Annotated in this window: 20 protein-coding genes and 1 pseudogene; 10 read left to right on the forward strand and 11 right to left on the reverse strand. The window is 54.3% G+C overall.

What is annotated here, in order from left to right; genetic code table 11:
* Positions 1-12 precede the first annotated feature (12 nt).
* Positions 13-1,023 (reverse strand): LacI family DNA-binding transcriptional regulator, encoded by a 1,011-nt coding sequence (locus tag ACMWLG_RS16815; RefSeq protein ID WP_045400125.1) that lies wholly within the window; start codon positions 1,021-1,023, stop codon positions 13-15.
* A 155-nt stretch (positions 1,024-1,178) separates the two neighbouring features.
* On the opposite strand from ACMWLG_RS16815, the gene ACMWLG_RS16820 reads away from it, so the two are divergent.
* The 3 genes from ACMWLG_RS16820 to tyrR all read left to right on the forward strand — a co-directional run bounded on the left by ACMWLG_RS16820 (position 1,179) and on the right by tyrR (position 5,279).
* Positions 1,179-2,576 (forward strand): YcjX family protein, encoded by a 1,398-nt coding sequence (locus ACMWLG_RS16820; protein ID WP_023312030.1) that lies wholly within the window; start codon positions 1,179-1,181, stop codon positions 2,574-2,576.
* Entirely contained in the window at positions 2,573-3,625 is a 1,053-nt protein-coding gene (locus tag ACMWLG_RS16825) for a YcjF family protein (protein ID WP_045400123.1), read from the forward strand. Before ACMWLG_RS16820 ends, ACMWLG_RS16825 begins: the two co-directional genes overlap by 4 nt.
* A 112-nt stretch (positions 3,626-3,737) precedes the next feature.
* Entirely contained in the window at positions 3,738-5,279 is a 1,542-nt protein-coding gene (gene tyrR, locus ACMWLG_RS16830) for a transcriptional regulator TyrR (RefSeq protein WP_023312028.1), read from the forward strand.
* Between the two features lie 37 nt (positions 5,280-5,316).
* On the opposite strand, the gene ACMWLG_RS16835 is transcribed toward tyrR, so the two are convergent.
* Together ACMWLG_RS16835 and tpx are read right to left on the reverse strand one after the other, a co-directional pair.
* Entirely contained in the window at positions 5,317-6,525 is a 1,209-nt protein-coding gene (locus tag ACMWLG_RS16835; RefSeq protein ID WP_045400120.1) for an aldose 1-epimerase family protein, read from the reverse strand.
* Between the two features lie 275 nt (positions 6,526-6,800).
* Positions 6,801-7,307 carry a thiol peroxidase gene (gene tpx, locus ACMWLG_RS16840; protein ID WP_023335907.1) on the reverse strand — a complete coding sequence of 169 codons (507 nt, stop codon included), beginning with the start codon at positions 7,305-7,307 and terminating at the stop codon, positions 6,801-6,803.
* A 107-nt stretch (positions 7,308-7,414) separates the two neighbouring features.
* On the opposite strand from tpx, the gene ycjG reads away from it, so the two are divergent.
* Positions 7,415-8,380, forward strand: coding sequence for an L-Ala-D/L-Glu epimerase (gene ycjG, locus ACMWLG_RS16845; RefSeq protein WP_045400117.1), 966 nt, complete (start codon positions 7,415-7,417; stop codon positions 8,378-8,380).
* Here the strand turns inward: ycjG and mpaA are convergent.
* Positions 8,371-9,084 carry a murein tripeptide amidase MpaA gene (mpaA, locus tag ACMWLG_RS16850; RefSeq protein WP_045355868.1) on the reverse strand — a complete coding sequence of 238 codons (714 nt, stop codon included), beginning with the start codon at positions 9,082-9,084 and terminating at the stop codon, positions 8,371-8,373. The genes ycjG and mpaA overlap by 10 nt on opposite strands.
* Positions 9,085-9,269: 185 nt before the next feature.
* Here mpaA and ACMWLG_RS16855 point away from each other — a divergent pair, with 185 nt between their 5' ends.
* Positions 9,270-10,886, forward strand: a complete 1,617-nt coding sequence (locus ACMWLG_RS16855; protein WP_045400114.1) for a peptide ABC transporter substrate-binding protein — start codon at positions 9,270-9,272, stop codon at positions 10,884-10,886.
* A 90-nt stretch (positions 10,887-10,976) separates the two neighbouring features.
* Here ACMWLG_RS16855 and ACMWLG_RS16860 read toward each other — a convergent pair whose 3' ends face one another.
* The 4 genes from ACMWLG_RS16860 to ACMWLG_RS16875 form a co-directional block, all read right to left on the reverse strand.
* On the reverse strand, positions 10,977-11,540 hold the full coding sequence (locus ACMWLG_RS16860) for a DJ-1/PfpI family protein (protein ID WP_045400111.1): 564 nt from the start codon (positions 11,538-11,540) through the stop codon (positions 10,977-10,979).
* A gap of 217 nt (positions 11,541-11,757) precedes the next feature.
* The gene (locus ACMWLG_RS16865) at positions 11,758-11,898 is read right to left on the reverse strand and encodes an Ecr family regulatory small membrane protein (RefSeq protein ID WP_032668497.1); all 141 of its coding nucleotides are present in this window, start codon (positions 11,896-11,898) and stop codon (positions 11,758-11,760) included.
* A 74-nt stretch (positions 11,899-11,972) separates the two neighbouring features.
* Positions 11,973-13,205, reverse strand: a complete 1,233-nt coding sequence (locus tag ACMWLG_RS16870) for a sensor domain-containing diguanylate cyclase (RefSeq protein ID WP_023312020.1) — start codon at positions 13,203-13,205, stop codon at positions 11,973-11,975.
* A 92-nt stretch (positions 13,206-13,297) separates the two neighbouring features.
* On the reverse strand, positions 13,298-15,427 hold the full coding sequence (locus ACMWLG_RS16875; protein ID WP_045620480.1) for a putative bifunctional diguanylate cyclase/phosphodiesterase: 2,130 nt from the start codon (positions 15,425-15,427) through the stop codon (positions 13,298-13,300).
* A 456-nt stretch (positions 15,428-15,883) separates the two neighbouring features.
* On the opposite strand from ACMWLG_RS16875, the gene ACMWLG_RS16880 reads away from it, so the two are divergent.
* The 4 genes from ACMWLG_RS16880 (at position 15,884) to dbpA (ending at position 20,022) form a co-directional block, all read left to right on the forward strand.
* A complete protein-coding gene (locus ACMWLG_RS16880; protein WP_045400104.1) occupies positions 15,884-17,026 on the forward strand; it encodes a methyl-accepting chemotaxis protein in 1,143 nt (380 codons plus the stop codon).
* 155 nt (positions 17,027-17,181) lie between these two features.
* Positions 17,182-18,165, forward strand: a complete 984-nt coding sequence (gene zntB / locus ACMWLG_RS16885; protein ID WP_023312017.1) for a zinc transporter ZntB — start codon at positions 17,182-17,184, stop codon at positions 18,163-18,165.
* 282 nt (positions 18,166-18,447) lie between these two features.
* Entirely contained in the window at positions 18,448-18,621 is a 174-nt protein-coding gene (locus ACMWLG_RS16890; RefSeq protein WP_305089335.1) for a hypothetical protein, read from the forward strand.
* Positions 18,622-18,648: 27 nt separating this feature from the next.
* Positions 18,649-20,022 (forward strand): ATP-dependent RNA helicase DbpA, encoded by a 1,374-nt coding sequence (gene dbpA, locus ACMWLG_RS16895; RefSeq protein ID WP_045400101.1) that lies wholly within the window; start codon positions 18,649-18,651, stop codon positions 20,020-20,022.
* 42 nt (positions 20,023-20,064) lie between these two features.
* On the opposite strand, the gene ttcA is transcribed toward dbpA, so the two are convergent.
* Both ttcA and ACMWLG_RS16905 read right to left on the reverse strand, forming a co-directional pair.
* Positions 20,065-21,000, reverse strand: a complete 936-nt coding sequence (gene ttcA, locus ACMWLG_RS16900; protein WP_045400097.1) for a tRNA 2-thiocytidine(32) synthetase TtcA — start codon at positions 20,998-21,000, stop codon at positions 20,065-20,067.
* A gap of 35 nt (positions 21,001-21,035) precedes the next feature.
* A pseudogene (locus ACMWLG_RS16905) lies at positions 21,036-21,104 on the reverse strand (hypothetical protein); the annotation flags it as partial.
* A gap of 141 nt (positions 21,105-21,245) precedes the next feature.
* Between ACMWLG_RS16905 and ACMWLG_RS16910 the strand changes: the two are divergent.
* Entirely contained in the window at positions 21,246-21,566 is a 321-nt protein-coding gene (locus ACMWLG_RS16910; protein WP_045400094.1) for a cupin domain-containing protein, read from the forward strand.
* A gap of 16 nt (positions 21,567-21,582) precedes the next feature.
* Here ACMWLG_RS16910 and ACMWLG_RS16915 read toward each other — a convergent pair whose 3' ends face one another.
* Positions 21,583-21,729 carry a YnaM/YnfT family protein gene (locus ACMWLG_RS16915; RefSeq protein WP_350309027.1) on the reverse strand — a complete coding sequence of 49 codons (147 nt, stop codon included), beginning with the start codon at positions 21,727-21,729 and terminating at the stop codon, positions 21,583-21,585.
* Positions 21,730-21,960: the final 231 nt, after the last annotated feature.

Consider the following 21,960-nt stretch of genomic DNA (forward strand, 5'->3'; position numbering starts at 1 on the left):
AAGCCCCTGGTTTTAGCGCAGCGAGGCCGCCAGTAAAAAGTGGGTATCAACGAGAACTTTTTGCGGTGCGGGCTGACCCGCAATACGCCTGAAAAGAAGATCGCAGCTCTCTTCGCCCAGTTTTCGGGTCGGGATATCGAAGCCGCCAGGTGCGGGCGTTAAAATGAGAGACAGCATCGGGTCACTGTATCCGGCGATGACCACCTGCTCCGGGATCATCAGATTCAACTCATCCGCCGCGCGATAGAGGCTAAGTAACTTCATGCTGTCGGTAGCGAATACTGCATCAGGCGGCATGGGTGAAGACAACAATTCCAGCGCCGCCGTAAGCGCACTCTCATGGGTATAACCGCCATCCCTGATCCAGTCCGGGTTGAGGGCAATATGGTACTTTTCCAGACTGGCTTTATAGCCCGCAAGACGATCGATCGAAACATGATAATCAAGCGGGGCATGCAGACAGGCAATTTTACGGCGTCCGTTTTTAATAAAGGTTTCGGTCAGCGTGGCGCTGTCATGGAAATTATCCGTGTCGACGGAATAAATATTCTGAAACTCACCTTCGACTTTGCCGATAACTACTACCGGTACGCCATACGCATCCAGCGTGGTGAAAAAGGATTCATTTGCCGGTGAGCTCAGCATAATGATCCCTTTGATCATCTTCTGTTTTATTTTATTCACGCATTTCAGCAGATCGTCTTCGCTGCTTTTTGACGTTTGTAAAATAACGTCAAATCCTTCTTCTTCCGCTTTTGCCGTAATGGCATGCAGGACATCTGAGAAAAAAGGATTTCCGGCAGTGGTTTTGGTTGAACGGGTCGAAATAACCATAATGGCATCGAAGCCTGAAGAGGTCAGGGCGCGGGCCAGTTTGTTGGGCTGATAATTTAATTCGTCAATCGCCTTCAGCACTTTTTCACGCGCTTCGGGAGAAATATTCGTTTGTTTATTCAGAACGCGGGAAACGGTTGATTTCGATACGCCCGCAACCCGTGCGATATCATAGATGGTGGGTGACATACACCTTACTCACTCCGGACTGACAGCAATGTCGTTCATCTTACTGGAGAGAAAACGGCAATAGCAATAAATAAGAATTGATAATCAACGATCTGCCCCCATTTATTGTATTCTGAAGCCATGCATTCAAGGCTTCCAGGCAACGAAGGACGGCGATGAAGCGACTTAAAAACGAAATCAATTCACTGGTGAACCGTGGCGTTGACCGCCATCTGCGTCTGGCCGTGACGGGGCTTAGCCGCAGCGGTAAGACGGCGTTTATCACCGCTATGGTAAACCAGCTCCTGAACCTGCACGCCGGCGCGCGTCTGCCGCTGCTCAGCGCGGTGCGGGAAGAACGCCTGCTGGGCGTGAAGCGCGTCCCTCAGCGTGATTTTGGTATTCCACGCTTTACCTATGACGAAGGGCTGGCGCAGCTCTACGGCGATCCGCCCACGTGGCCGACGCCGACGCGAGGGGTGAGTGAGATTCGCCTCGCGCTGCGCTTTCGCTCGAATGAATCCCTGATGCGCCACTTCAAGGATACTTCTACGCTGTACCTTGAAATCGTCGATTACCCCGGTGAATGGTTGCTCGACCTGCCGATGCTGGCGCAGGACTACCTCAGCTGGTCCCGCCAGATGACGGGGTTGTTGCAGGGGCAGCGCGCCGGGTGGTCGGCCAAATGGCGACAGCTGTGCGAAGGCCTGGATCCGCTTGCACCGGCCGATGAAAACCGTCTGGCGGCCATTGCCGAAGCCTGGACGGCGTATTTGCATCAGTGCAAGCAGGAAGGGTTGCACTTCATTCAGCCGGGTCGCTTTGTCCTGCCGGGTGATTTAGCGGGCGCGCCTGCGCTTCAGTTCTTCCCCTGGCCAGACGTGGACGGGGTGGGCGAGTCGAAGCTGGCGCAGGCCGACAGGCACACTAACGCCGGGATGCTGCGCGAGCGTTACAATTACTACTGTGAAAAAGTGGTTAAGGGATTCTATAAAAACCACTTTTTGCGATTTGACCGTCAGATTGTGCTGGTGGATTGTCTGCAGCCGCTCAACAGCGGGCCGCAGGCCTTCAACGATATGCGCCTTGCCCTGACGCAGCTGATGCAAAGTTTCCACTACGGGCAGAGGACGCTGTTTCGCCGTCTGTTCTCTCCGGTGATCGACAAACTGCTTTTTGCGGCCACAAAGGCCGATCACGTCACGGTCGATCAGCATGCCAATATGGTATCGCTGCTGCAGCAGCTGGTGCAGGACGCCTGGCAAAACGCCGCCTTCGAAGGGATCGGCATGGATTGCCTTGGGCTTGCGTCCGTGCAGGCAACGCAAAGCGGGCTGATCGATCTTAACGGCGAGAAAATACCGGCATTACGCGGGAACCGGCTCAGCGACGGTGAACCGCTTACCGTCTATCCGGGGGAAGTGCCTGCGCGGCTGCCGGGTCAGGCCTTCTGGCAGAACCAGGGCTTCCAGTTTGAAGCCTTCCGCCCTCAGGCAATGAGCGTCGATCGGCCATTACCACACATCCGTCTGGATGCGGCGCTGGAGTTTTTGATTGGAGATAAATTGCGATGACGGAACCGTTAAAACCGCGCATAGACTTTACCGGAACGCTTGAGCAGGATCCTCAGGAGGCGTTTAAAACCGCACAGACCTTCAGCGGCACGCAGGCTGATAACTTTGCCCCGGCCCTGACCGAGGAGCCCGGCGTTGAGGAAGGTCCGGCAGAGGCGGTTGTGGAAGCCGCCCTGCGTCCAAAGCGCAGCCTGTGGCGCAGGATGGTCACCGCCGGGCTGGCGCTGTTTGGCGTAAGCGTGGTTGGTCAAGGCGTGCAGTGGACGATGAATGCCTGGCAAACTCAGGACTGGGTCGCGCTGGGCGGATGTGCCGCAGGCGCGCTGATTGTGGGGGCGGGTATCGGGTCGGTTGCCACCGAGTGGCGGCGGCTCTGGCGTTTGCGCCAGCGCGCGCACGAGCGTGATGAAGCGCGGGATCTGCTCCATAGTCACGGTACCGGCAAAGGCCGCGCGTTCTGTGAAAAGCTGGCCAGCCAGGCCGGAATCGATCAGTCGCATCCGGCGCTTCAGCGCTGGTATGCCGCCATCCATGAAACCCAGAATGACCGGGAAGTAGTGACGCTTTATTCCCATATGGTTCAGCCGGTGCTGGATGCCCAGGCGCGGCGCGAGATTAGCCGCTCTGCGGCGGAATCCACCCTGATGATTGCCGTCAGCCCGCTGGCGCTGGTCGATATGGCCTTTATCGCCTGGCGTAACCTGCGCCTGATCAACCGTATCGCGAACCTTTACGGCATAGAGCTGGGTTATTACAGTCGGCTCAGATTGTTCAAACTGGTCCTGCTCAATATCGCGTTTGCCGGTGCGAGTGAGCTGGTGCGCGAAGTGGGCATGGACTGGATGTCGCAGGATCTGGCGGCGCGTCTTTCTGCTCGTGCCGCTCAGGGTATCGGTGCGGGATTATTAACCGCGCGTTTGGGGATTAAAGCGATGGAGGTCTGCCGTCCGCTGCCGTGGATTGACGGCGATAAGCCCCGTCTGGGGGATTTCAGGCGCGAGCTAATCGGCCAGCTCAAAGAGACGCTCAATAAAAAACCGGCTCCGTGAGGTTTTGTTCACTTATCGTGCTGGCTGTCAATATTTGTTGACAGCCATCTTCCCGATCACCGTGTTCTGACATATCATTTTACTGTTATTGGCTTAAAACGGTGAATTTCCCATGCGTCTTGAAGTCTTCTGTGAAGACCGTCTCGGTCTGACCCGCGAATTACTCGATCTTCTTGTTTTACGTAGCATTGATTTACGTGGCATTGAGATCGATCCTGTCGGGCGAATTTACCTCAATTTTGCCGAAATTGAATTTAACACCTTCAGCAGCCTGATGGCGGAAATCCGCCGTATCGCTGGCGTTACGGATGTACGCACCATTCCCTGGATGCCCTCTGAGCGTGAGCACCTGGCCCTGAGCGCGCTGCTGGAGGCCATGCCGGAGCCGTTCCTCTCCCTGGATTTGAAAAGCAAAGTTGAGCGCGTTAACCACGCGAGCTGCCAGCTTTTCGCGCAGAGCCAGGAGAAGCTCAGCAATCATAACGCCGCGCAGCTGATCCCCGGTTTTAACTTCCAGCGCTGGCTGGACAGCAATCCGCAGAACACGCTTAGCGAGCATGTGGTGATTAACGGGCAGAATTTCCTGATGGAGATCACGCCGGTCTATCTGAAAGGGGAAGGGAATACCCGCGTGTTGACCGGGGCGGTGATCATGCTGCGCTCGACGTTACGCATGGGTCGCCAGCTGCAAAACCTCTCCAGTCAGGATGTCGGCGCGTTCAGCCAGATTATTGCCGTCAGCCCGAAAATGCGCCATGTGGTTGATCAGGCGCGCAAGCTCGCAAGCCTGACCGCACCGCTGCTGATTACCGGGGATACCGGCACCGGGAAAGACCTGCTGGCTCACGCGGTGCATCTGGCGAGCCCGCGTGCGGCTAAGCCTTATCTGGCACTTAACTGCGCCTCTATTCCGGAAGATGCCGTTGAAAGCGAGCTGTTTGGCCACGCGCCGGAAGGCAAGAAAGGGTTCTTCGAGCAGGCTAACGGCGGCTCCGTGCTGCTGGACGAAATCGGCGAAATGTCGCCGCGTATGCAGGCTAAGCTGCTGCGTTTCCTGAATGACGGAACCTTCCGCCGCGTCGGTGAGGATCACGAAGTGCATGTGGACGTGCGCGTCATTTGCGCCACCCAGAAAAACCTGGTTGAGCTGGTGCAAAAAGGGATCTTCCGCGAGGATCTCTATTACCGCCTCAACGTCCTGACGCTGAATATTCCACCGCTGCGCGATTGTCCGCAGGACATCATGCCGCTAACGGAGCTGTTCGTCGCCCGCTTTGCCGACGAGCAGGGGGTGCCGCGTCCGAAGCTGTCTGCCGATCTCGGCACGGTGCTTATGCGCTACGGCTGGCCGGGCAACATTCGCCAGCTTAAAAACGCCGTTTATCGCGCGCTGACCCAGCTGGAAGGTTATGAACTGCGTCCGCAGGATATTCTGTTGCCTGATTACGACGCGGGGACGGTATCGGTCGGCGAAGAGGCGATGGAAGGTTCGCTGGACGATATCACCAGCCGTTTTGAGCGCTCAGTGCTGACGCAGCTGTACCGCAGCTATCCCAGCACCCGCAAGCTGGCAAAACGCCTTGGCGTCTCGCACACCGCGATCGCCAACAAGCTGCGCGAGTACGGTTTGAATCATAAGAAAGGCGACGAATAACAAAAAAGCCTCTGTAAAGAGGCTTTTTGCTTTATGGTTATTCCTTCGCCATGGGCGTGTTAACGATTTCTGTTTTTGTCTCTCCCTGAATCGACGCAATCCTGTTTTCGACCTCTTTCACCTGCTGCGGGCTGTGTAGCAGGGTATAGGTCAGGTCAAACTGCGCGCTGGCACCGGGCTGCAGCTGCTTAACCCGCTTCTGCTCGCGTTCAATCGTAACGGGGTAGGCGTAGCTGGTGCCCGGCTCAATGCCCGTGACGTAGCCCTGCTTCAGCGTGTCGGTGTTCTTCCACAAGGTCAGCACGGGCAGCTGGCGGGTATCAAACTGGATTGACGCGCCTTTATCTCCGGCTTTATTGACCACCGCCGCAAGCGTTTCGTGGTTATTGTCCGCGAGCGGTTTAATGTTAAAGACCATCTCATCAAAGCCTTTTGTCGGCCCGGCATAGGTTTGCCAGTCGTTAACCCCCGCTTTGGCGTAGTCATTGAATGGGCTCACGCTCGCCGCCGGCGCAAGGAAACGCGCGCCTTCTTCAAGGATCGGCGTGCCGAAGTTGCTGTGATAGATGATTTGGTAATCATGAGGGTAATCCGCATGGTTGGTCAGCACATCATGCAGGCTGAACTGGTTGGTTCCGGGAACGTAGCGCAGTTCGGTCATGGTTTGCAGATCCGCTTTTTTAAACGTGCTCTCTTTGATCAAACCGCGAACGCGGATCTCATGCGGGGCGGCATCCGCGATTTCAACCTCGACCTGCGAAACAGGGGTATTACCGGCCCTGCCGTGCAGGGTGTAAATTTGCCCGTCAGCGGTGACCGGATGTCCTGTCCACTCATAGCCACAGCGCACCATCATCTCGTTGAAACCATCCAGCCAGCCGAGACCGTTGCGGCTTTCAAGGTTGATGTAGGCCGGATTAACAACCTCTTTAACGGGCGAATTCCACCCCAGTCGGGTACCAAAGCCTTCAACATGGAGAAGGTTCATCCCGCGGGTCGGGCTCAGGGTAATCGTCAGGCCATCTTTGCTGCTAATTATGATGACTTTGCTGCCTTCCTGTTTACCACCGTGTAAGACTTTTTGCTCAATGCTGAACGTCCGATCTTTAACTTTCAGCTCATCACTGGAAATCTTCCAGTTTCCTTTCTCTACGCTGCTTTCAGCGCTTGTCAGCACCCAGGTTTTAGCCGCTGCATGGCCAGAAATCAGTACCGCAAGGAGCGTAAAAGCGAATTTAATCTTCATATATTATCCTTTTTGCTGAAACGATTATTTTCTTTCGTAAGCAAATCTAATGTTTAGACAAAAAGGGAAATGTGATGTGCTTCACTGGGGATGAAAATAGGGGAATTTAACGATTATTATGCGTTATTGATCACGCTCATGTTACATATTGTCTAAGTTATTGCATGATTAATGTGATTTGTGTGCATTTGTGCTTTAACGATTCAGCTTTGGCGCAATAAAAAACCCCGCCGCGGCGAGGTTGAGAATAAGTTGTATAGAATGCTAAGTACTTATTATGCTTTCAGCACGTCCAGCGCGGCAGTGTAATCCGGCTCGGTGGTGATTTCGTTAACCAGTTCGCTGAAGACAACGGTGTCGTTTTCATCCAGAACCAGTACGGCACGTGCTGCCAGACCTTTCAGTGGGCCTTCCGCGATGCTGACGCCGTATTTCTCGAGGAAATCTGCGCTGCGCAGGGTGGAGAGGGTAATAACGTTGCTCAGGCCTTCGGCACCGCAGAAACGGGACTGGGCAAACGGCAGGTCAGCGGAAATGCACAGCACAACGGTGTTGTCCATTTCAGTCGCCAGCTGGTTGAATTTACGCACGGACGCGGCACAAACGCCGGTATCAATGCTTGGGAAAATGTTCAGTACTTTGCGTTTACCCGCAAACTGAGCCAGTGTGACGTCAGACAGATCTTTAGCCACCAGAGTAAAAGCCTGCGCTTTGCTGCCAGCCTGCGGAATGGAACCTGCAACAGCAACCGGGTTGCCCTGGAAATGAACGAGTTGTGACATAGATATCTTCCTGTTTACATATAGTTAACGTCGGGGCTAGTGTATGCCATCAGCGGATAACACGGCAAACCAAATTTTTCGCCTTTCCGGGCTGCAAGGAGTCAGTGATGAGAAGCGTTAAGGTCTATGAAGAAGCCTGGCCATTGCATACCCCGTTTGTGATCTCCCGCGGCAGCCGAAGTGAAGCCAGCGTGGTCGTAGTCGAAATCGAAGAAGAGGGGTTTAAAGGCGTTGGGGAATGTACGCCATACCCGCGCTATGGAGAAAGCCCTGCGTCGGTGATGGCGCATATCATGACCCTGGTGCCAGAGCTGCAAAAAGGGCTCACGCGCGAGGCGTTACAGCAGCGTTTACCCGCCGGGGCAGCACGTAATGCTATCGACTGCGCGCTCTGGAGCCTTGAGGCCGCCAGGCACCAGCAATCGCTGACGTCCTTGCTGGGAGCGGCGCTGCCGGAGTCCGTCGTGACGGCGCAAACGGTCGTGATTGGTGAGCCGGAGCAGATGGCTGCCAGCGCAAAAGCGCTCTATGACGCCGGGGCCACGCTGTTAAAAGTGAAGCTCGACGATCGCCTGATCAGCGAGCGGATGGTCGCCATTCGCTCGGCGGTTCCCTCGGCCACGCTGATTGTTGACGCCAACGAGTCGTGGCATCCCGAGGGGCTTGCCGCCCGATGCCAGCTGCTGGCTGACCTGGGCGTGGCGATGCTGGAGCAGCCTCTGCCAGCGAAGGATGATGCGGCGCTGAAGAATTTTATCCATCCGCTGCCCGTCTGCGCGGATGAAAGCTGTCATACCCGCGAGAATTTGAGCGCGCTAAAGGGCTGCTATGAGATGGTCAATATCAAGCTCGACAAGACCGGCGGGCTGACAGAGGCGCTGGCCCTGGCGGCGGAAGCGCAGGCGCAGGGCTTTTCCCTGATGCTGGGATGCATGCTCTGCACATCCCGGGCGATCGGCGCGGCGCTGCCGCTGGTCAATCAGGTCCGTTTCGCCGATCTGGATGGCCCGACGTGGCTGGCGGTTGACGTTTCACCGGCGCTTAATTTTACCAGCGGCGTGCTTCATCTCTGAGGCTGCCAGCGCAGAAGCTCCATCATCGCGTTTAAGTATTTTTCGCTGGCTTCGTCTGAGGAAATCGGCGGGAATTCAGCGGTGATGCAGGGCAGGCTCAAATCGGCGCACCAGCTACCGAACGATCCGGGTGTTTCATAGCCCACGCTGGTGACGAGCGGCAGGGCGAAAGCCTGCGCCAGCCACGCGCCCAGGTCGGAGTGACGCGGATCTTCAATGCAGGCCAGCGGATCGTGGAAGGAGACAACCCATGCGGGGTGGATCTTATGGATAAGCTGGCACAGCGCCTGCGTTTCCGGCTCGGAGCCGGGCTTGTCTCCCGTCAGCAGCACCACGTCCCGCTCCTCGGCGGAGCTGTTCCAGCGATAAACCGTTTCGCCGGCGCGCCAGTTTGCCGCCGGGAAATTACGGTTCAGGTCGACTCCCCTCGCATTCGCCCGTAAACCAAGCTGACAGCCGTCCGGATTGACGGCAAGAATTACGTGGTGACGTCGCAATGAAGGCGTCAGCGTCCGCAGCGCGCAGGAAAGCGTGACGATGGACGAGTTCTCATCTCCGTGCGTGCCGGCAATGATCAAACCGCTGCTGCGATCGGCATCGGGCGCCGGGAACCAGATCAGCGATGCGCCTAAAAATGAGCGGCCATATTGCTCAGCGCCCGGCGGAAAGGCTCCGCGCTCCGCTCGTGGTCGGGTGATTGCCATACGAAATCCTGATAAAGAAGTCTCTACTGGCAGTGTTGTGCAAAACTCGCTGTTAATCAAATAGTTTCCGTAACGGTTGAGAATTGCCTCAAATCACTATTCCTGACGAAGATATTTGCATTTCTCTGTTTCGAAACAAATAATTACGCATCTGCTTGTTACCTGAATTCATCAAAGGGGATCTTATGAAGCATCCTGTTTCGCGTCTCTGCGCTGCACTGTACCTGTGCGGACTCTCTACACTCTCGTACGCTGCTGATGTGCCCCAGGGCACGGTACTGGCGCAAAAACAGGAGCTGGTCAGGCATATTAAAGACGAGCCTGCTTCGCTCGATCCGGCAAAAGCGGTAGGATTACCCGAGATTCAGGTGATTCGCGATCTTTTCGAAGGGCTGGTGAATCAGAACGAGAAAGGGGAGCTGACCCCGGGCGTGGCGACGCGCTGGCAGAGCAACGATAACCGTATCTGGACGTTTACCCTGCGCGATAACGCGAAATGGTCAGACGGTACGCCCGTCACCGCGCAGGATTTTGTCTACAGCTGGCAGCGTCTGGTTGACCCGAAAACCACGTCTCCGTTTGCCTGGTTTGCGGCGCTGGCAGGCATCAACAACGCGCAGGCCATTATCGATGGCAAAGCGGCGCCAGATACCCTGGGCGTGACGGCGGTGGATGCCAGAACCTTACGCGTCCAGCTGGACAAACCGCTCCCGTGGTTTAGCAACCTGACGGCGAACTTCGCCTTCTATCCGGTGCAAAAAGCGAACGTTGAAAGCGGGAAAGAGTGGACGCGTCCGGGCGCCCTGGTGGGTAACGGCGCGTACGTCCTGAACGACCGCGTGGTGAATGAAAAACTGGTTGTCGTGCCGAATACGCACTACTGGGACAACGCGAAAACTGTCCTGCAAAAAGTGACCTTCATTCCGATTAATCAGGAATCGTCCGCCACTAAGCGCTATCTGGCGGGGGATATTGATATCACCGAATCGTTCCCGAAAAACATGTATCAGAAGCTCCTGAAGGACATTCCGGGACAGGTGTATACGCCGCCTCAGCTCGGAACCTATTACTACGCATTTAACACGCAAAAGGGCCCGACGGCCGATGCCCGGGTTCGTCTTGCGCTGAGCATGACTATCGATCGCCGCATTATGGCAGAAAAGGTATTAGGTACAGGCGAGAAGCCGGCCTGGCATTTCACCCCTGACGTGACGGCGGGTTTCACCCCAGAGCCTTCACCGTTCGAGCAGATGTCCCAGCAGGAGCTGAACGCTCAGGCGAAAACGTTGCTCCAGGCCGCAGGCTACGGTCCTCAGCGTCCGCTGAAGTTGACACTGTTGTATAACACCTCGGAAAACCACCAGAAAATCGCCATTGCGGTGGCGTCCATGTGGAAGAAAAATCTCGGTGTGGACGTCAAACTGCAAAACCAGGAGTGGAAAACCTATATCGACAGCCGTAATACCGGCAATTTTGACGTGATCCGCGCGTCATGGGTAGGCGATTACAACGAGCCGTCGACCTTCCTGTCCCTGCTGACCTCAACCCACAGCGGTAATATCTCGCGTTTCAATGACCCGGCCTACGATAAAATTATCCACCAGGCAGCGCTGGAAACCACGGCGAAAGCGCGTAATACGGACTACAACATGGCGGAGAAAATCCTCATGGAGAAAGCGCCTATCGCGCCCATTTACCAGTACACCAATGGTCGTCTGATTAAGCCCTGGGTGAAAGGCTACCCTATTAATAACCCGGAAGACGTGGCGTATAGCCGGACGATGTTTATTGAGAAGCACTGATGTTTTATGAGACCTGGCGCGGGAATGCGCCAGGTCTGCAATACGCGGTACGGTTTCATCCGCTATGCGTGGCCCAATGCCGGGTCTCTGTTATTCTAATAGCGCATTTAACTTCGCCAGCCACTGCGGATGCGCGGGCCAGGCGGGAGCCGTCACCAGGTTACCGTCTACATGGGCCTGATCGATGCCGATAGCGGCGTAGTGTCCGCCGCTGAGACGGACCTCAGGCGCGCAGGCCGGGTAGGCGCTACAGGTTCGTCCTTTCAGGATCCCCGCGGCAGCAAGCAGCTGTGGGCCGTGGCACACTGCGGCAATCGGCTTACGCGCGGCGTCAAATGCCTGTACCAGCTTTAGGACGTCCTCATTTAACCGCAGATACTCGGGGGCTCTCCCGCCGGGGATGAGCAGCGCGTCGTAGTCCTGCTCCTTTACGGCTGAAAAATCGGCGTTGAGGGTAAAGCGGTGACCGGGCTTTTCGCTGTAGGTCTGGGCGCCGTCAAAGTCATGGATTGCCGTCATGATGTAATCGCCTTTCGGTTTGTCAGGGCAGACCGCATCCACCTGATGGCCAATCATCTGCAACGCCTGAAAAGGCACCATGGTTTCGTAATCTTCGGCGTAATCGCCAACCAGCATCAGGATCTTCTTGCTCATCTTTCCTCACCTCTATCAATAAAGATGATTAAGATATAGCCTGGCGTGGCTGAATTGCCGGAAATAAAAAAGCCCGTCAGAGCACGGGCAACATAAGCAAATGAATAAGTGATTCGTTATCAACGTTGTTGGAGGATAACGCCGCGTATTTTACGCGGCTGTAAGGGAAGCAGATAGCTGACATATTCGGTAGGTGAAACAAGCGATTAAACGTGCGTTACGGTGCGTCAAAGGTCGGGTAAAGGCTATTTTCAAGAAATTCGACGAGATGCCAGATCTCACCGCTAAAAATAAACCAGAAGCCAAATATAATAAGGAGTAAAATAATTAAGGTGAGTATTATTTCTGTTTTTCCCATTGCGGCTTTTACCCACCTGACGCTAATTGATTCGAGGTGGGCATTGTAGCGGGGCTTTTCCGGATACTCCAGTTTCATGCCGCAAGCACTTTATTGCGTCCGTCATTTTTAGCGCGATACAGCGCATCGTCCACACGCTTAAACAGCTCGTCAATACTCTCTCCCTGATTATGCCGCGCCACGCCAATGCTGACGGTAAACCGCGGCAGGCCCGGAATCGTAATGCGGGCAACGGCTGCGCGGACTGACTCGGCAATCTGCATCGCGGTATCGAGAGAGGTGCGGGGCAGCAGGATAACGAACTCTTCGCCTCCCCAGCGGAAGACCATATCGCCCTCCCGACTACAGGCTTCCAGCGTCCGGGAAAGGGCGATAAGCACCTCATCGCCTTTCAGATGGCCGAACAGGTCATTAATGTTTTTGAAATGGTCGGTATCCACCAGCAGCAGGCTAAATTGCTGCTGCGCGGGAAGTGTATTCAGGTTGCTTTGATCGGTAATCGCGTAGAACTGGCGCCGGTTGAGTAACCCCGTCATGGAGTCACGTAACGCCGCATGTTCCAGCTCCTGCTCCAGCCTTTTTTGCTCGGTGATATCGTGGATGATGCACAGCATCAGCTTGTCACCGTAGATCTCAATGGGCCCGGCATATGTCTGAACGTGGCGGGTGGATCCATCGGCAAGGCGGTGAACAAAATTGAGCGGCTTATGACCACCGGGCAGCGCGGCAATCGCAGTCATAATGGGCATCACATCTCGCCCCAGCGTATTGATTTCCCAGGTATGCTTACTGCACATGTCATCATGTGAATAACCATAAAAATTGAGCGCGGCCAGATTCGCATCGACGATTTGACCGTCGCGGGCCGGATCGATTAACAGCATCGGGGCGCTGTTGGTCAGAAAAAAGCGCGCATAAAAACCCTGCTTTTTCCGCCGGTAGGTAGCGGAACGGCTGGCCTTCAATCCTGAGAGTATTTGCTGGGAGATGCCCTCGAAAACAATCACATCGCCCCAGGGCGCGTAGTGGGCAAGCGAGAGGCGACAGCTTAACGGCGTATCCTGTCCATCCCGGCTCGTTGTCCAGATTTCGACGATCTCCTGCTCTGTTTTCAGTTCAGATACATACATCGACAGGACGGTTTGCGCACTGGCAGAGTAGATCCCTTTGCGCAGGTCATCGAGCGTTTTATCCCCCATGATCTGCGTTGCGGACACATTCGCAAAAATGATCTTTTCCGACACGGGTGAAACGAGCCACACGGGTGTTTTAATTACATTCAACGCATCAAAACAAGGTTGCGACATAGGCGTTTCCTGTTCATCGACAACATGTGCCTGACAATCATGACAGAATTGACTCGCGTGTACTCCCTTGAAACATACTCCACTTAACCCCGTCAGGCATGATTTTTTTGAGAAATAAATGCGGGGTCCGTTTGAATTTTATTAATGGGTATAATCTGTTTGTCTGAGTTTATCTGCAGCAGTAGCCACGGTACCTGCTCGGCAGGTAAGGGGCGGGAGAAAAGGTAACCCTGCAGGTAATCGCAGCCGAGACGGGTGAGAACCGCCTGCTGTTCTTCCGTCTCGATCCCTTCTGCCACCACATTCATCTCCATGGTCCGGGCGATACTGATAATGGTTTCAACCAGCTTGTAGCTTTTTTCATTTTCCAGCATCGACGTGACAAAGCTTCTGTCGATCTTGAGCTCTTTTGCCGGAAGCACGCTCAGCATCAGAAGGTTGGAATAGCCTGTACCAAAATCATCAATCGAGACAACGATCCCCGCGTGATTAAACGCATTGAGCAACTCAATGCTGCGGTCGAGATTTTTAAGCGCGGTGCTTTCCGTTACCTCCAGGATCAGCCGGGACGGAGACAGGCTATATTTTTCCAGCATCGACGAAACGATCTGGAAAATATCCGGCTGTTCAAACTGGATGGGGGATAGGTTGAGCGACAGCGTCCACTGGCTGAAACCTTGCTCAGTCCAGAAATGAAGCTGTCGGCATGCCGCTTCAATGGCCCAGTTACCTACCGGAATAATTAAACCCGTTTGCTCCAGGGAGGGGATAAACAGATTAGGCAGTACAACCCCTTGCTCAGGATGCCGCCAGCGCAGAAGGGCTTCAAAACCGTGAATGGTTTTATCTCCCGCATGCCAGGTTGGCTGGTACCACAGCTCAAACTGATCGCGTTCAAGCGCCTGCGAAAGCTCCTGCAGGAAACCGGGTTTCGCCGGGATCGCCGTTGACATCTCGGCCCGGTAAATCGCCCAGCCGTTGCGGCCCTCTTCTTTGACGCGATTTAGGGCTGCATTCGCCTTGAGCTTCAGCTCGTGCAGCGTTTCGCCATCCTGAGGGTAAAGGCTGACGCCCGCACTGATCGTTGTGCTTAGCGTGTGCCCACAGACAGACAGAGGGCGTCGCACGTCTTCAAGCAGCGCGGTGACCAGGGCGTTGAGCCTGTCGTCGTCACATTCCGGCACCAGCAGGATAAAGGCGTCGCCTCCCAGCCTTGCCAGGGTCATCTCACGCGTGAGCCGGGCCGTGATGCGCTGCGCGACCGCGATCAATAACTCATCACCGACGCTGTGACCCCACGTATCGTTAACGCGTTTGAAGTGATCGACGTTCAGGAAAATAACCGCAAAGGGCTTTTTGCTCAGCAGCGCACTGCGCAGACAGTCCTGCATGCGGAGATCCATCTGGTGGCGGTTTGCGAGCCCGGTGAGCGCGTCAAACCGCGCCTGTAGCTCAAGCTGGCGGTTGAGCTGATGCAGATTATCCGTCAGCCGGCTGGTGCGCCGGTGGGAATCGATAAGTGAGATGATTAACATCACCCCGAGCAGGCAGAGCGTGGTGACTGAAACCCAGATGGATAACCCCAGCTCGCCGATCCCGCCCGGGAGGGTATGCGCCATTTCCTGAAACTGCGCGGCACTCATGCCGGTATAGTGCATCGCACAAATCGCGGCAGCCATGACGAAAGCCGCGATAATGCGATCGATAAAAACGCCTTTGCGTTTATCCCGCAGACGAAAAGCCAGCCACAGCGCCGTGCCGGAGGCAACAACGGCAATAACCACGGACAACCCCACGAGGCGGCTATCCCAGATGATGCTGCCATCCAGCATCAGGGCCGCCATACCGATGTAGTGCATCGACACCACGCCAGCGCTCAGGATCGCCGTGGCAAAGATCAGTCGAAAGGGAGAAAGTTTTTTGCCCGCGACGGCAATATTAAGTGCCGTGGCCGATGCAACCACCGCGACGCCCAGTGACGCAAGGGTTAACCAGAGGTCGTAGCTCATCATCATGGGCATTTGCATCGACAGCATGCCGATAAAGTGCATCGACCAAATGCCAATGCCCAGCGTGACCCCGCCGGCAATACGCCAGAAGAGGGCAGCCGTTCGGCTGGAGAGGGGGATCTTTCCGGCGCTGTCCAGCGCCACAAAGGAGGCGATAAACGCCACCAGATAAGAGATAGCGATTAACACAGGGTCCCACGATATATTGAGCATTATGCAGTCCCACGCCTGAGAGGGTTACCGATTTCGCCTGCCGGGTACATCTTTATCGGGCAACGAACATGCGCATTTAAACCATATTAGTTATTTATCGTGAAAAATGACCAGTCATATTAATACTCTAAAACTTATTAAGAATATAAAATATATTCTCTTGTTAATATATTAAGCATTGCTAAACAAGAACGAATAACAGTAGCAAAGCTCCTTAAATAGGAAGGCGATCGTATCGTCTTACCGCGGGCGATACTATCGCTTAAGATGGCGGGAAACCAGTATCACAGCATGCTGAGCAAAACATTTTCACTAATACGCTTTTTTTATCTGACTTAAGACAAATCTCAGGATGCTAACGGCGAAACAAAAAACAAGCGTTGTTTGCGATGAAAAACTTCCGGGCCAATGCTATAAGTCTAAGTGCCGACCAAAATATAAAACGTGGGTATTATCATGCTAAAAAATATTAGTGTCAGGACCTTTATTATCGGGTTCCTTTTCTCTCTTTTTTTGGTAAGTGCGGGTGTCGTTGTTCTATTTTCCAGCAATACGTCTCTCTTTATTTCGCTTAATGTCATCAATTTCGTTGCGCTATTTTTGCTCTGGGTCTATATGACGAAGTATCTTGTGACGCCGATCAATACGGTGAAGAGGAGTATTGAGGAGGTGACCGCAGGTAACCTTGGCGTATCTATCCCTGAATTTGGCAATAACTGCGCGGGACGACTCATCCCCGGTATAAACAGCCTTTCCGGCAATATTGCGACGCTGGTGCGGGAGATCAGGGCATCATCGCAAACTGCTATGACCTTATCGGACCAACTCTCGGCACGTAGCGCTCAGCTATCGGTTAAAACCGAGCAGCAGTCTGCGTCTTTGGTGCAAACCGCAGCCAGCATGGAGCAAATGGCCGCGAGCACCAAAAACAATGCCGATAACACCCGCCTGGCGAGCGAGCAGGCAAATGTGGCGACGTTACAGGCGCGCAAGGGCGGTGAGCTCATGGGGCAGGTCGCCAGCAATATGCAGTCCATTACCGAATGCGCGCAGCAGATGACGGAGATTATTTCGTTGATTGACGGCATTGCGTTCCAGACGAATATCCTGGCGCTCAACGCGGCCGTTGAGGCGGCAAGGGCGGGCGATCATGGAAAGGGTTTCTCTGTCGTCGCGGAAGAGGTAAGAAACCTGGCACACCGCAGCGCGGAGGCCGCGAAGAATATCAAAACGCTGATTGAAGTCACCAGCAGTAACGTCACGCAGGGAGCCAGCGTTGTGTCACAGGCAGAGAAAAATATGCATGAAATCGTGACGGGCTCGGGGAATGTCAGCCGCTTAATGGACGAAATTTCCGCGTCAACGTCAGAGCAGGAGAAAGGTATTTCTCAGATTACCCTGGCGCTATCGGAGCTGGAGCGGGTCACGCAAAGTAACGTGGCAATGGCAGAGGAGCTCAATGGTTCCTCGGACGTACTTCGTAATCAGGTGATTGAGCTGCAGACCCGAACGCGTAATTTCAGACTTGACCAGGGCTCTCCTTACTTATTATCAGGCGGCTCGCCATCCTTCCTTCAGCGGCCAGAACACTCTCTCTGACAGTACCGTAAAGCCTGGCATGCCAGGCTTTATTAATGCCACCGGCCAGAATGTACAATTCCTGAGCGATTTCAGCGCGATGGGATACATAGTTGTTGCTTAACACCTGATGAAAGCTAGACTGACACCGAAAGAGGTAAAAAGGTGGAGGCGCTGTGGAAAGCATTAAAGGATCTGAACTAAACGTTCCAGACGCAGTTTTTGCGTGGGTGCTGGATGGCCGCGGCGGTGCGCGACCGCTGGAAGATAATGATGCGATCGATAGTGCGCATCCCTGCTGGCTACATCTGAACTACACCCACCCGGACAGCGCTGACTGGCTGGCCTCGACGCCGCTGTTGCCCAATAACGTGCGCGATGCCCTGGCGGGTGAAAGCCTGCGGCCCCGCGTGAGCCGAATGGGTGACGGGACGCTAATCACCCTGCGCTGCATTAACGGCAGCACGGATGAACGCCCGGATCAGCTGGTTGCGATGCGTGTCTACATGGACGACGGGCTCATTGTGTCGACCCGGCAGCGAAAAGTTCTGGCGCTGGATGACATCGTCAACGATCTGAAAGAAGGTACCGGGCCGGTCGACTGCGGCAGCTGGCTGGTGGACGTCTGTGACGCCCTAACCGATCATGCGAGTGAATTTATTGAAGAGCTGCACGACAAAATCATCGACCTGGAAGATAACCTGCTCGATCAGCAGATCCCGCCCCGCGGTTTTCTGGCCTTATTGCGTAAGCAGTTGATTGTGATGCGCCGCTACATGACGCCGCAGCGCGACGTGTATGCGCGTCTTGCCAGCGAAAGGCTCGCCTGGATGAATGACGATCAGCGGCGCAGAATGCAGGATATTGCCGACAGGCTGGGGCGCGGGCTGGACGAGATTGATTCCTGTATTGCCAGAACGGCGGTGATGGCGGACGAAATCGCGCAGGTGATGCAGGAGTCGCTGGCGAGAAGAACCTATACGATGTCTCTGATGGCGATGGTGTTTTTACCCAGCACGTTTCTTACCGGGCTGTTTGGCGTGAACCTGGGGGGAATTCCGGGTGGCGCTTATCGCTACGGCTTTACCGCGTTTTGCGTGATGTTAGTTGTTTTGATTGGTGGTGTTGCATGGTGGTTGCATCGTAGTAAATGGCTGTAAATTTACGCTTTTTTCAGCTTTTAACGGGATCAAAACGCTCTTTTAATTGAGCGAAGTCAATAAACAGCTACCCCGTAAGGTGCAATATGACTCCCGCAGGTGAATGCAACGTCAAGCGATGGGCGTTGCGCTCCATATTGTCTTACTTCCTTTTTTGAATTACTGCATAGCACAATTGATTCGTACGACGCCGACTTCATAGTCGGCTTTTTTTTGCCTCCTGATTTTCAGCGTCTACCCTAAAAGGGACGACAGCAAATTCTGGAGGGAATGATGAGCATCCTGAACGCTCTGCTACTGCAACAATCGCGTCAATCCGATCCCGTCCCCACCGATCCGGTGCCAATGCCCGATCCCATCCCGCGTCCGCAGCCGATGCCCGACCCGCCGCCAGATCAAGAACCGATTAAATTGTCGCATCGAACCGCGAGATCTGCGAGGATACGCGCCATCTGACCGCAAAGATGACCACGAGAGACTACTGTGACCGCTTTTTCTACCCTGAATGTTCTGCCCGCCGCCCAGCTCGATAACCTCAACGAGTTGGGTTACCTCACGATGACGCCTGTTCAGGCGGCCGCGTTGCCCGCCATCCTTGAGGGCCGTGACGTGCGCGTGCAGGCGAAAACGGGCAGCGGGAAAACGGCGGCATTCGGCCTTGGCCTGTTGCAGCATATCGATGCGGCGCTTTTTCAGACCCAGTCTCTGGTGCTGTGCCCGACCCGCGAACTGGCGGACCAGGTCGCGGGTGAACTGCGTCGCCTGGCGCGTTTCCTGCCAAACACCAAGATTTTAACCCTCTGTGGCGGACAGCCGTTCGGCGCGCAGCGTGATTCACTTCAGCATGCACCGCACATTATTGTCGCAACGCCCGGCCGCCTGCTGGATCACCTGCAAAAAGGCACCGTCTCGCTGGATGCGTTACAAACGCTGGTGATGGACGAGGCAGACAGGATGCTGGATATGGGCTTCAGCGATGCGATTGACGAGGTGATCCGTTTCGCCCCGGCCGATCGTCAAACGCTGCTGTTCTCCGCGACCTGGCCGGAGGCCATCGCCGCCATCAGCGGGCGCGTGCAGAAAAATCCGCTCACCATTGAAATCGACAGCGTAGATGCGCTGCCCGCTATCGAGCAGCAATTCTTTGAAACCTCGCAGCAGGGGAAAATTTCGCTCCTGCAGAAATTGCTGAGCCAGCATCAGCCTGCGTCCTGCGTGGTGTTCTGTAATACCAAAAAAGACTGTCAGTCGGTCTGTGACGCCCTGAATGCTGCCGGCCAGAGCGCATTGTCTCTGCATGGCGATCTGGAGCAGCGCGATCGCGATCAGACGCTGGTCCGCTTCGCTAACGGCAGCGCCCGCGTTCTTGTCGCAACCGACGTCGCTGCGCGCGGTCTGGACATTAAATCCCTTGAGCTGGTGGTGAACTTCGAGCTGGCGTGGGACCCTGAAGTGCACGTGCACCGTATTGGTCGTACCGCGCGCGCGGGAAACAGCGGTCTGGCGATCAGCTTCTGCGCGCCGGAAGAGGCGCAGCGCGCCAACATTCTCTCTGAGATGCTGCAGATTAAGCTGAACTGGATGAATGCACCGGCCAGCGTCAGCGTAGTGCCTCTGGAGGCTGAAATGGCGACGCTGTGCATTGATGGCGGTAAAAAAGCCAAGATGCGTCCAGGTGACGTATTAGGGGCGCTGACCGGGGATGTGGGTCTGGACGGGGCGGATATCGGCAAGATTGCGGTCCATCCGGCGCATGTCTACGTAGCGGTTCGCCAGGCTGTTGCCCATAAGGCATGGAAGCAGCTGCAAAACGGGAAAATTAAGGGTAAAACCTGTCGCGTACGTCTGCTGAAATAAAGAATGAAGCGTCTCAGACGGTGTTTCTGAGACGCTAATCGCTTACTTCACTTCAAGCACGTTGAGACGCAGCTCTTCAAACTGATTGTCATCTTCTTCCGGCTGCCAGCCCGCTGGCTGCATGGGAATATCTTCCCGATCAAACGCCAGGTCCCCGCCGTTCACAATTTCTGACTCGTGATTGATGCCTTTAAAGTCGAACAGCTCCACATCCGCGAGATGGGAAGGGACGACGTTCTGCATCGCGCTGAACATGGTTTCGATACGCCCCGGATAACGCTTATCCCAGTCGCGCAGCATGTCGCCAATTACCTGACGCTGCAGGTTCGGCTGAGAGCCGCACAGGTTACATGGAATGATCGGGAAACCTTTAGCCTGAGAAAAACGCTCAATGTCTTTTTCGCGGCAGTAGGCGAGAGGGCGGATCACAATGTGCTTGCCGTCATCGCTCATCAGCTTAGGCGGCATGCCTTTCATCTTGCCGCCGTAGAACATATTGAGGAACAGCGTTTGCAGGATATCGTCGCGGTGATGGCCCAGCGCAATTTTGGTCGCGCCCAGCTCCGTCGCGGTACGATACAAAATGCCGCGGCGCAGGCGAGAGCAGAGTGAGCAGGTGGTTTTCCCTTCCGGGATTTTCTCTTTCACAATACCGTAGGTATTTTCTTCGACGATTTTATACTCAACGCCCAGCTTCTCGAGGTATTCCGGCAGAATGTGCTCCGGGAAGCCCGGCTGTTTCTGGTCAAGGTTGACCGCTACCAGGGAAAATTTCACCGGTGCGCTTTGCTGAAGATTACGCAGGATCTCCAGCATGGTATAGCTGTCTTTACCCCCTGACAGGCAGACCATGATGCGGTCACCTTCTTCAATCATGTTGAAGTCTGCAATGGCTTCGCCCACGTTACGGCGCAGTCGCTTTTGCAGTTTATTCAGGTTGTATTGCTCTTTTTTGTTAATCTCTTGATTCTCTTGCATTTAGTACTACCTTCGGAGCCAGCAGGGGCAAACATTGTATGCCGCGTATGGTACGGATTCCGGCGGCGAATGCCAGCACGTTTTACTGCGGGGTTATAACTGGCGCAGCAACGCCGTTAGCGTGCGGTGTGATTTAAGGACCTCATATAGCATTTTACTCGTGTTAGTTTTCCATATTTGTTATATGACCGAGGGGAACTTATATGGCATAAGAGCGTTAAATGAACATAAAAAGGAATGACTTTATGTCGCTATATGACCTCAAAACAGAAGCACTTGCCTTACCGGAGGCCTGGCACTCTCGTGTATTGGGCCGCATTGGAACTGCAAATCTTAAAGTTTTACGAATGGATGAACGCTCAGTGATTGAAGAGGTACATGAGTATGACGAGGGGTTACTGGTCATTGATGGATGTCTGGAGCTGGGCGTGAAGGGTAAAAAAATCTCTGTAACGGCTGGACAGCTCTATATCGCTAAAGCTGGCACTCCCCATACTGTAGAAACAGGCAGTTTTGGTACACTGGTTATCATTGATTTACCAGAAACGGAAGTGGCCTCGCTTTAAGCGGCTTGCGATAAGGTCACTGATTGTCAGGATTGTTCGATGTGCTAATCCAAACTTTAATCAGACTCAACGTTATCAACCCCATCACAACGGCAACAGTGGTTACTACAATATAAGATGTCATAAAATAATCTTTTTTGGTAAGGGTCTTCATTTGACTCATTTCTTTTGCATTAGTTCCTGCAAAAAGCAAAATTTTAATGAAAAGAAGTGTCGAGTTTTAGTCTGTGTTGTTTAAATAAAGATGAGAGGGTTATATTTGCAGGTTTTATAAAAAAACGCCTGCATTTAGCAGGCTTTAATAGTAAGGCATTTTTTTTTAATTCAATAGATAAAGCCTAAAAACGCTCACTGAAAATACTGGTGATTTTACTGAGGTTTTATCTTTCCTTTT

Source organism: Enterobacter sp. 01-M-02-SI-ECC (genome assembly GCF_047530595.1).
Taxonomy (GTDB): domain Bacteria; phylum Pseudomonadota; class Gammaproteobacteria; order Enterobacterales; family Enterobacteriaceae; genus Enterobacter; species Enterobacter cloacae_M.

Excerpts from the sequence above, each read along its gene's own strand:
- ACMWLG_RS16815 (WP_045400125.1), bottom strand. The coding sequence starts at position 1,023 with ATGTCACCCACCATCTATGATATCGCACGGGTTGCGGGCGTATCGAAA.
- ACMWLG_RS16820 (WP_023312030.1), top strand. The coding sequence starts at position 1,179 with ATGAAGCGACTTAAAAACGAAATCAATTCACTGGTGAACCGTGGCGTT.
- ACMWLG_RS16825 (WP_045400123.1), top strand. The coding sequence starts at position 2,573 with ATGACGGAACCGTTAAAACCGCGCATAGACTTTACCGGAACGCTTGAG.
- tyrR (WP_023312028.1), top strand. The coding sequence starts at position 3,738 with ATGCGTCTTGAAGTCTTCTGTGAAGACCGTCTCGGTCTGACCCGCGAA.
- ACMWLG_RS16835 (WP_045400120.1), bottom strand. The coding sequence starts at position 6,525 with ATGAAGATTAAATTCGCTTTTACGCTCCTTGCGGTACTGATTTCTGGC.
- tpx (WP_023335907.1), bottom strand. The coding sequence starts at position 7,307 with ATGTCACAACTCGTTCATTTCCAGGGCAACCCGGTTGCTGTTGCAGGT.
- ycjG (WP_045400117.1), top strand. The coding sequence starts at position 7,415 with ATGAGAAGCGTTAAGGTCTATGAAGAAGCCTGGCCATTGCATACCCCG.
- mpaA (WP_045355868.1), bottom strand. The coding sequence starts at position 9,084 with ATGGCAATCACCCGACCACGAGCGGAGCGCGGAGCCTTTCCGCCGGGC.
- ACMWLG_RS16855 (WP_045400114.1), top strand. The coding sequence starts at position 9,270 with ATGAAGCATCCTGTTTCGCGTCTCTGCGCTGCACTGTACCTGTGCGGA.
- ACMWLG_RS16860 (WP_045400111.1), bottom strand. The coding sequence starts at position 11,540 with ATGAGCAAGAAGATCCTGATGCTGGTTGGCGATTACGCCGAAGATTAC.
- ACMWLG_RS16865 (WP_032668497.1), bottom strand. The coding sequence starts at position 11,898 with ATGGGAAAAACAGAAATAATACTCACCTTAATTATTTTACTCCTTATT.
- ACMWLG_RS16870 (WP_023312020.1), bottom strand. The coding sequence starts at position 13,205 with ATGTCGCAACCTTGTTTTGATGCGTTGAATGTAATTAAAACACCCGTG.
- ACMWLG_RS16875 (WP_045620480.1), bottom strand. The coding sequence starts at position 15,427 with ATGCTCAATATATCGTGGGACCCTGTGTTAATCGCTATCTCTTATCTG.
- ACMWLG_RS16880 (WP_045400104.1), top strand. The coding sequence starts at position 15,884 with ATGCTAAAAAATATTAGTGTCAGGACCTTTATTATCGGGTTCCTTTTC.
- ttcA (WP_045400097.1), bottom strand. The coding sequence starts at position 21,000 with ATGCAAGAGAATCAAGAGATTAACAAAAAAGAGCAATACAACCTGAAT.
- ACMWLG_RS16910 (WP_045400094.1), top strand. The coding sequence starts at position 21,246 with ATGTCGCTATATGACCTCAAAACAGAAGCACTTGCCTTACCGGAGGCC.
- ACMWLG_RS16915 (WP_350309027.1), bottom strand. The coding sequence starts at position 21,729 with ATGAGTCAAATGAAGACCCTTACCAAAAAAGATTATTTTATGACATCT.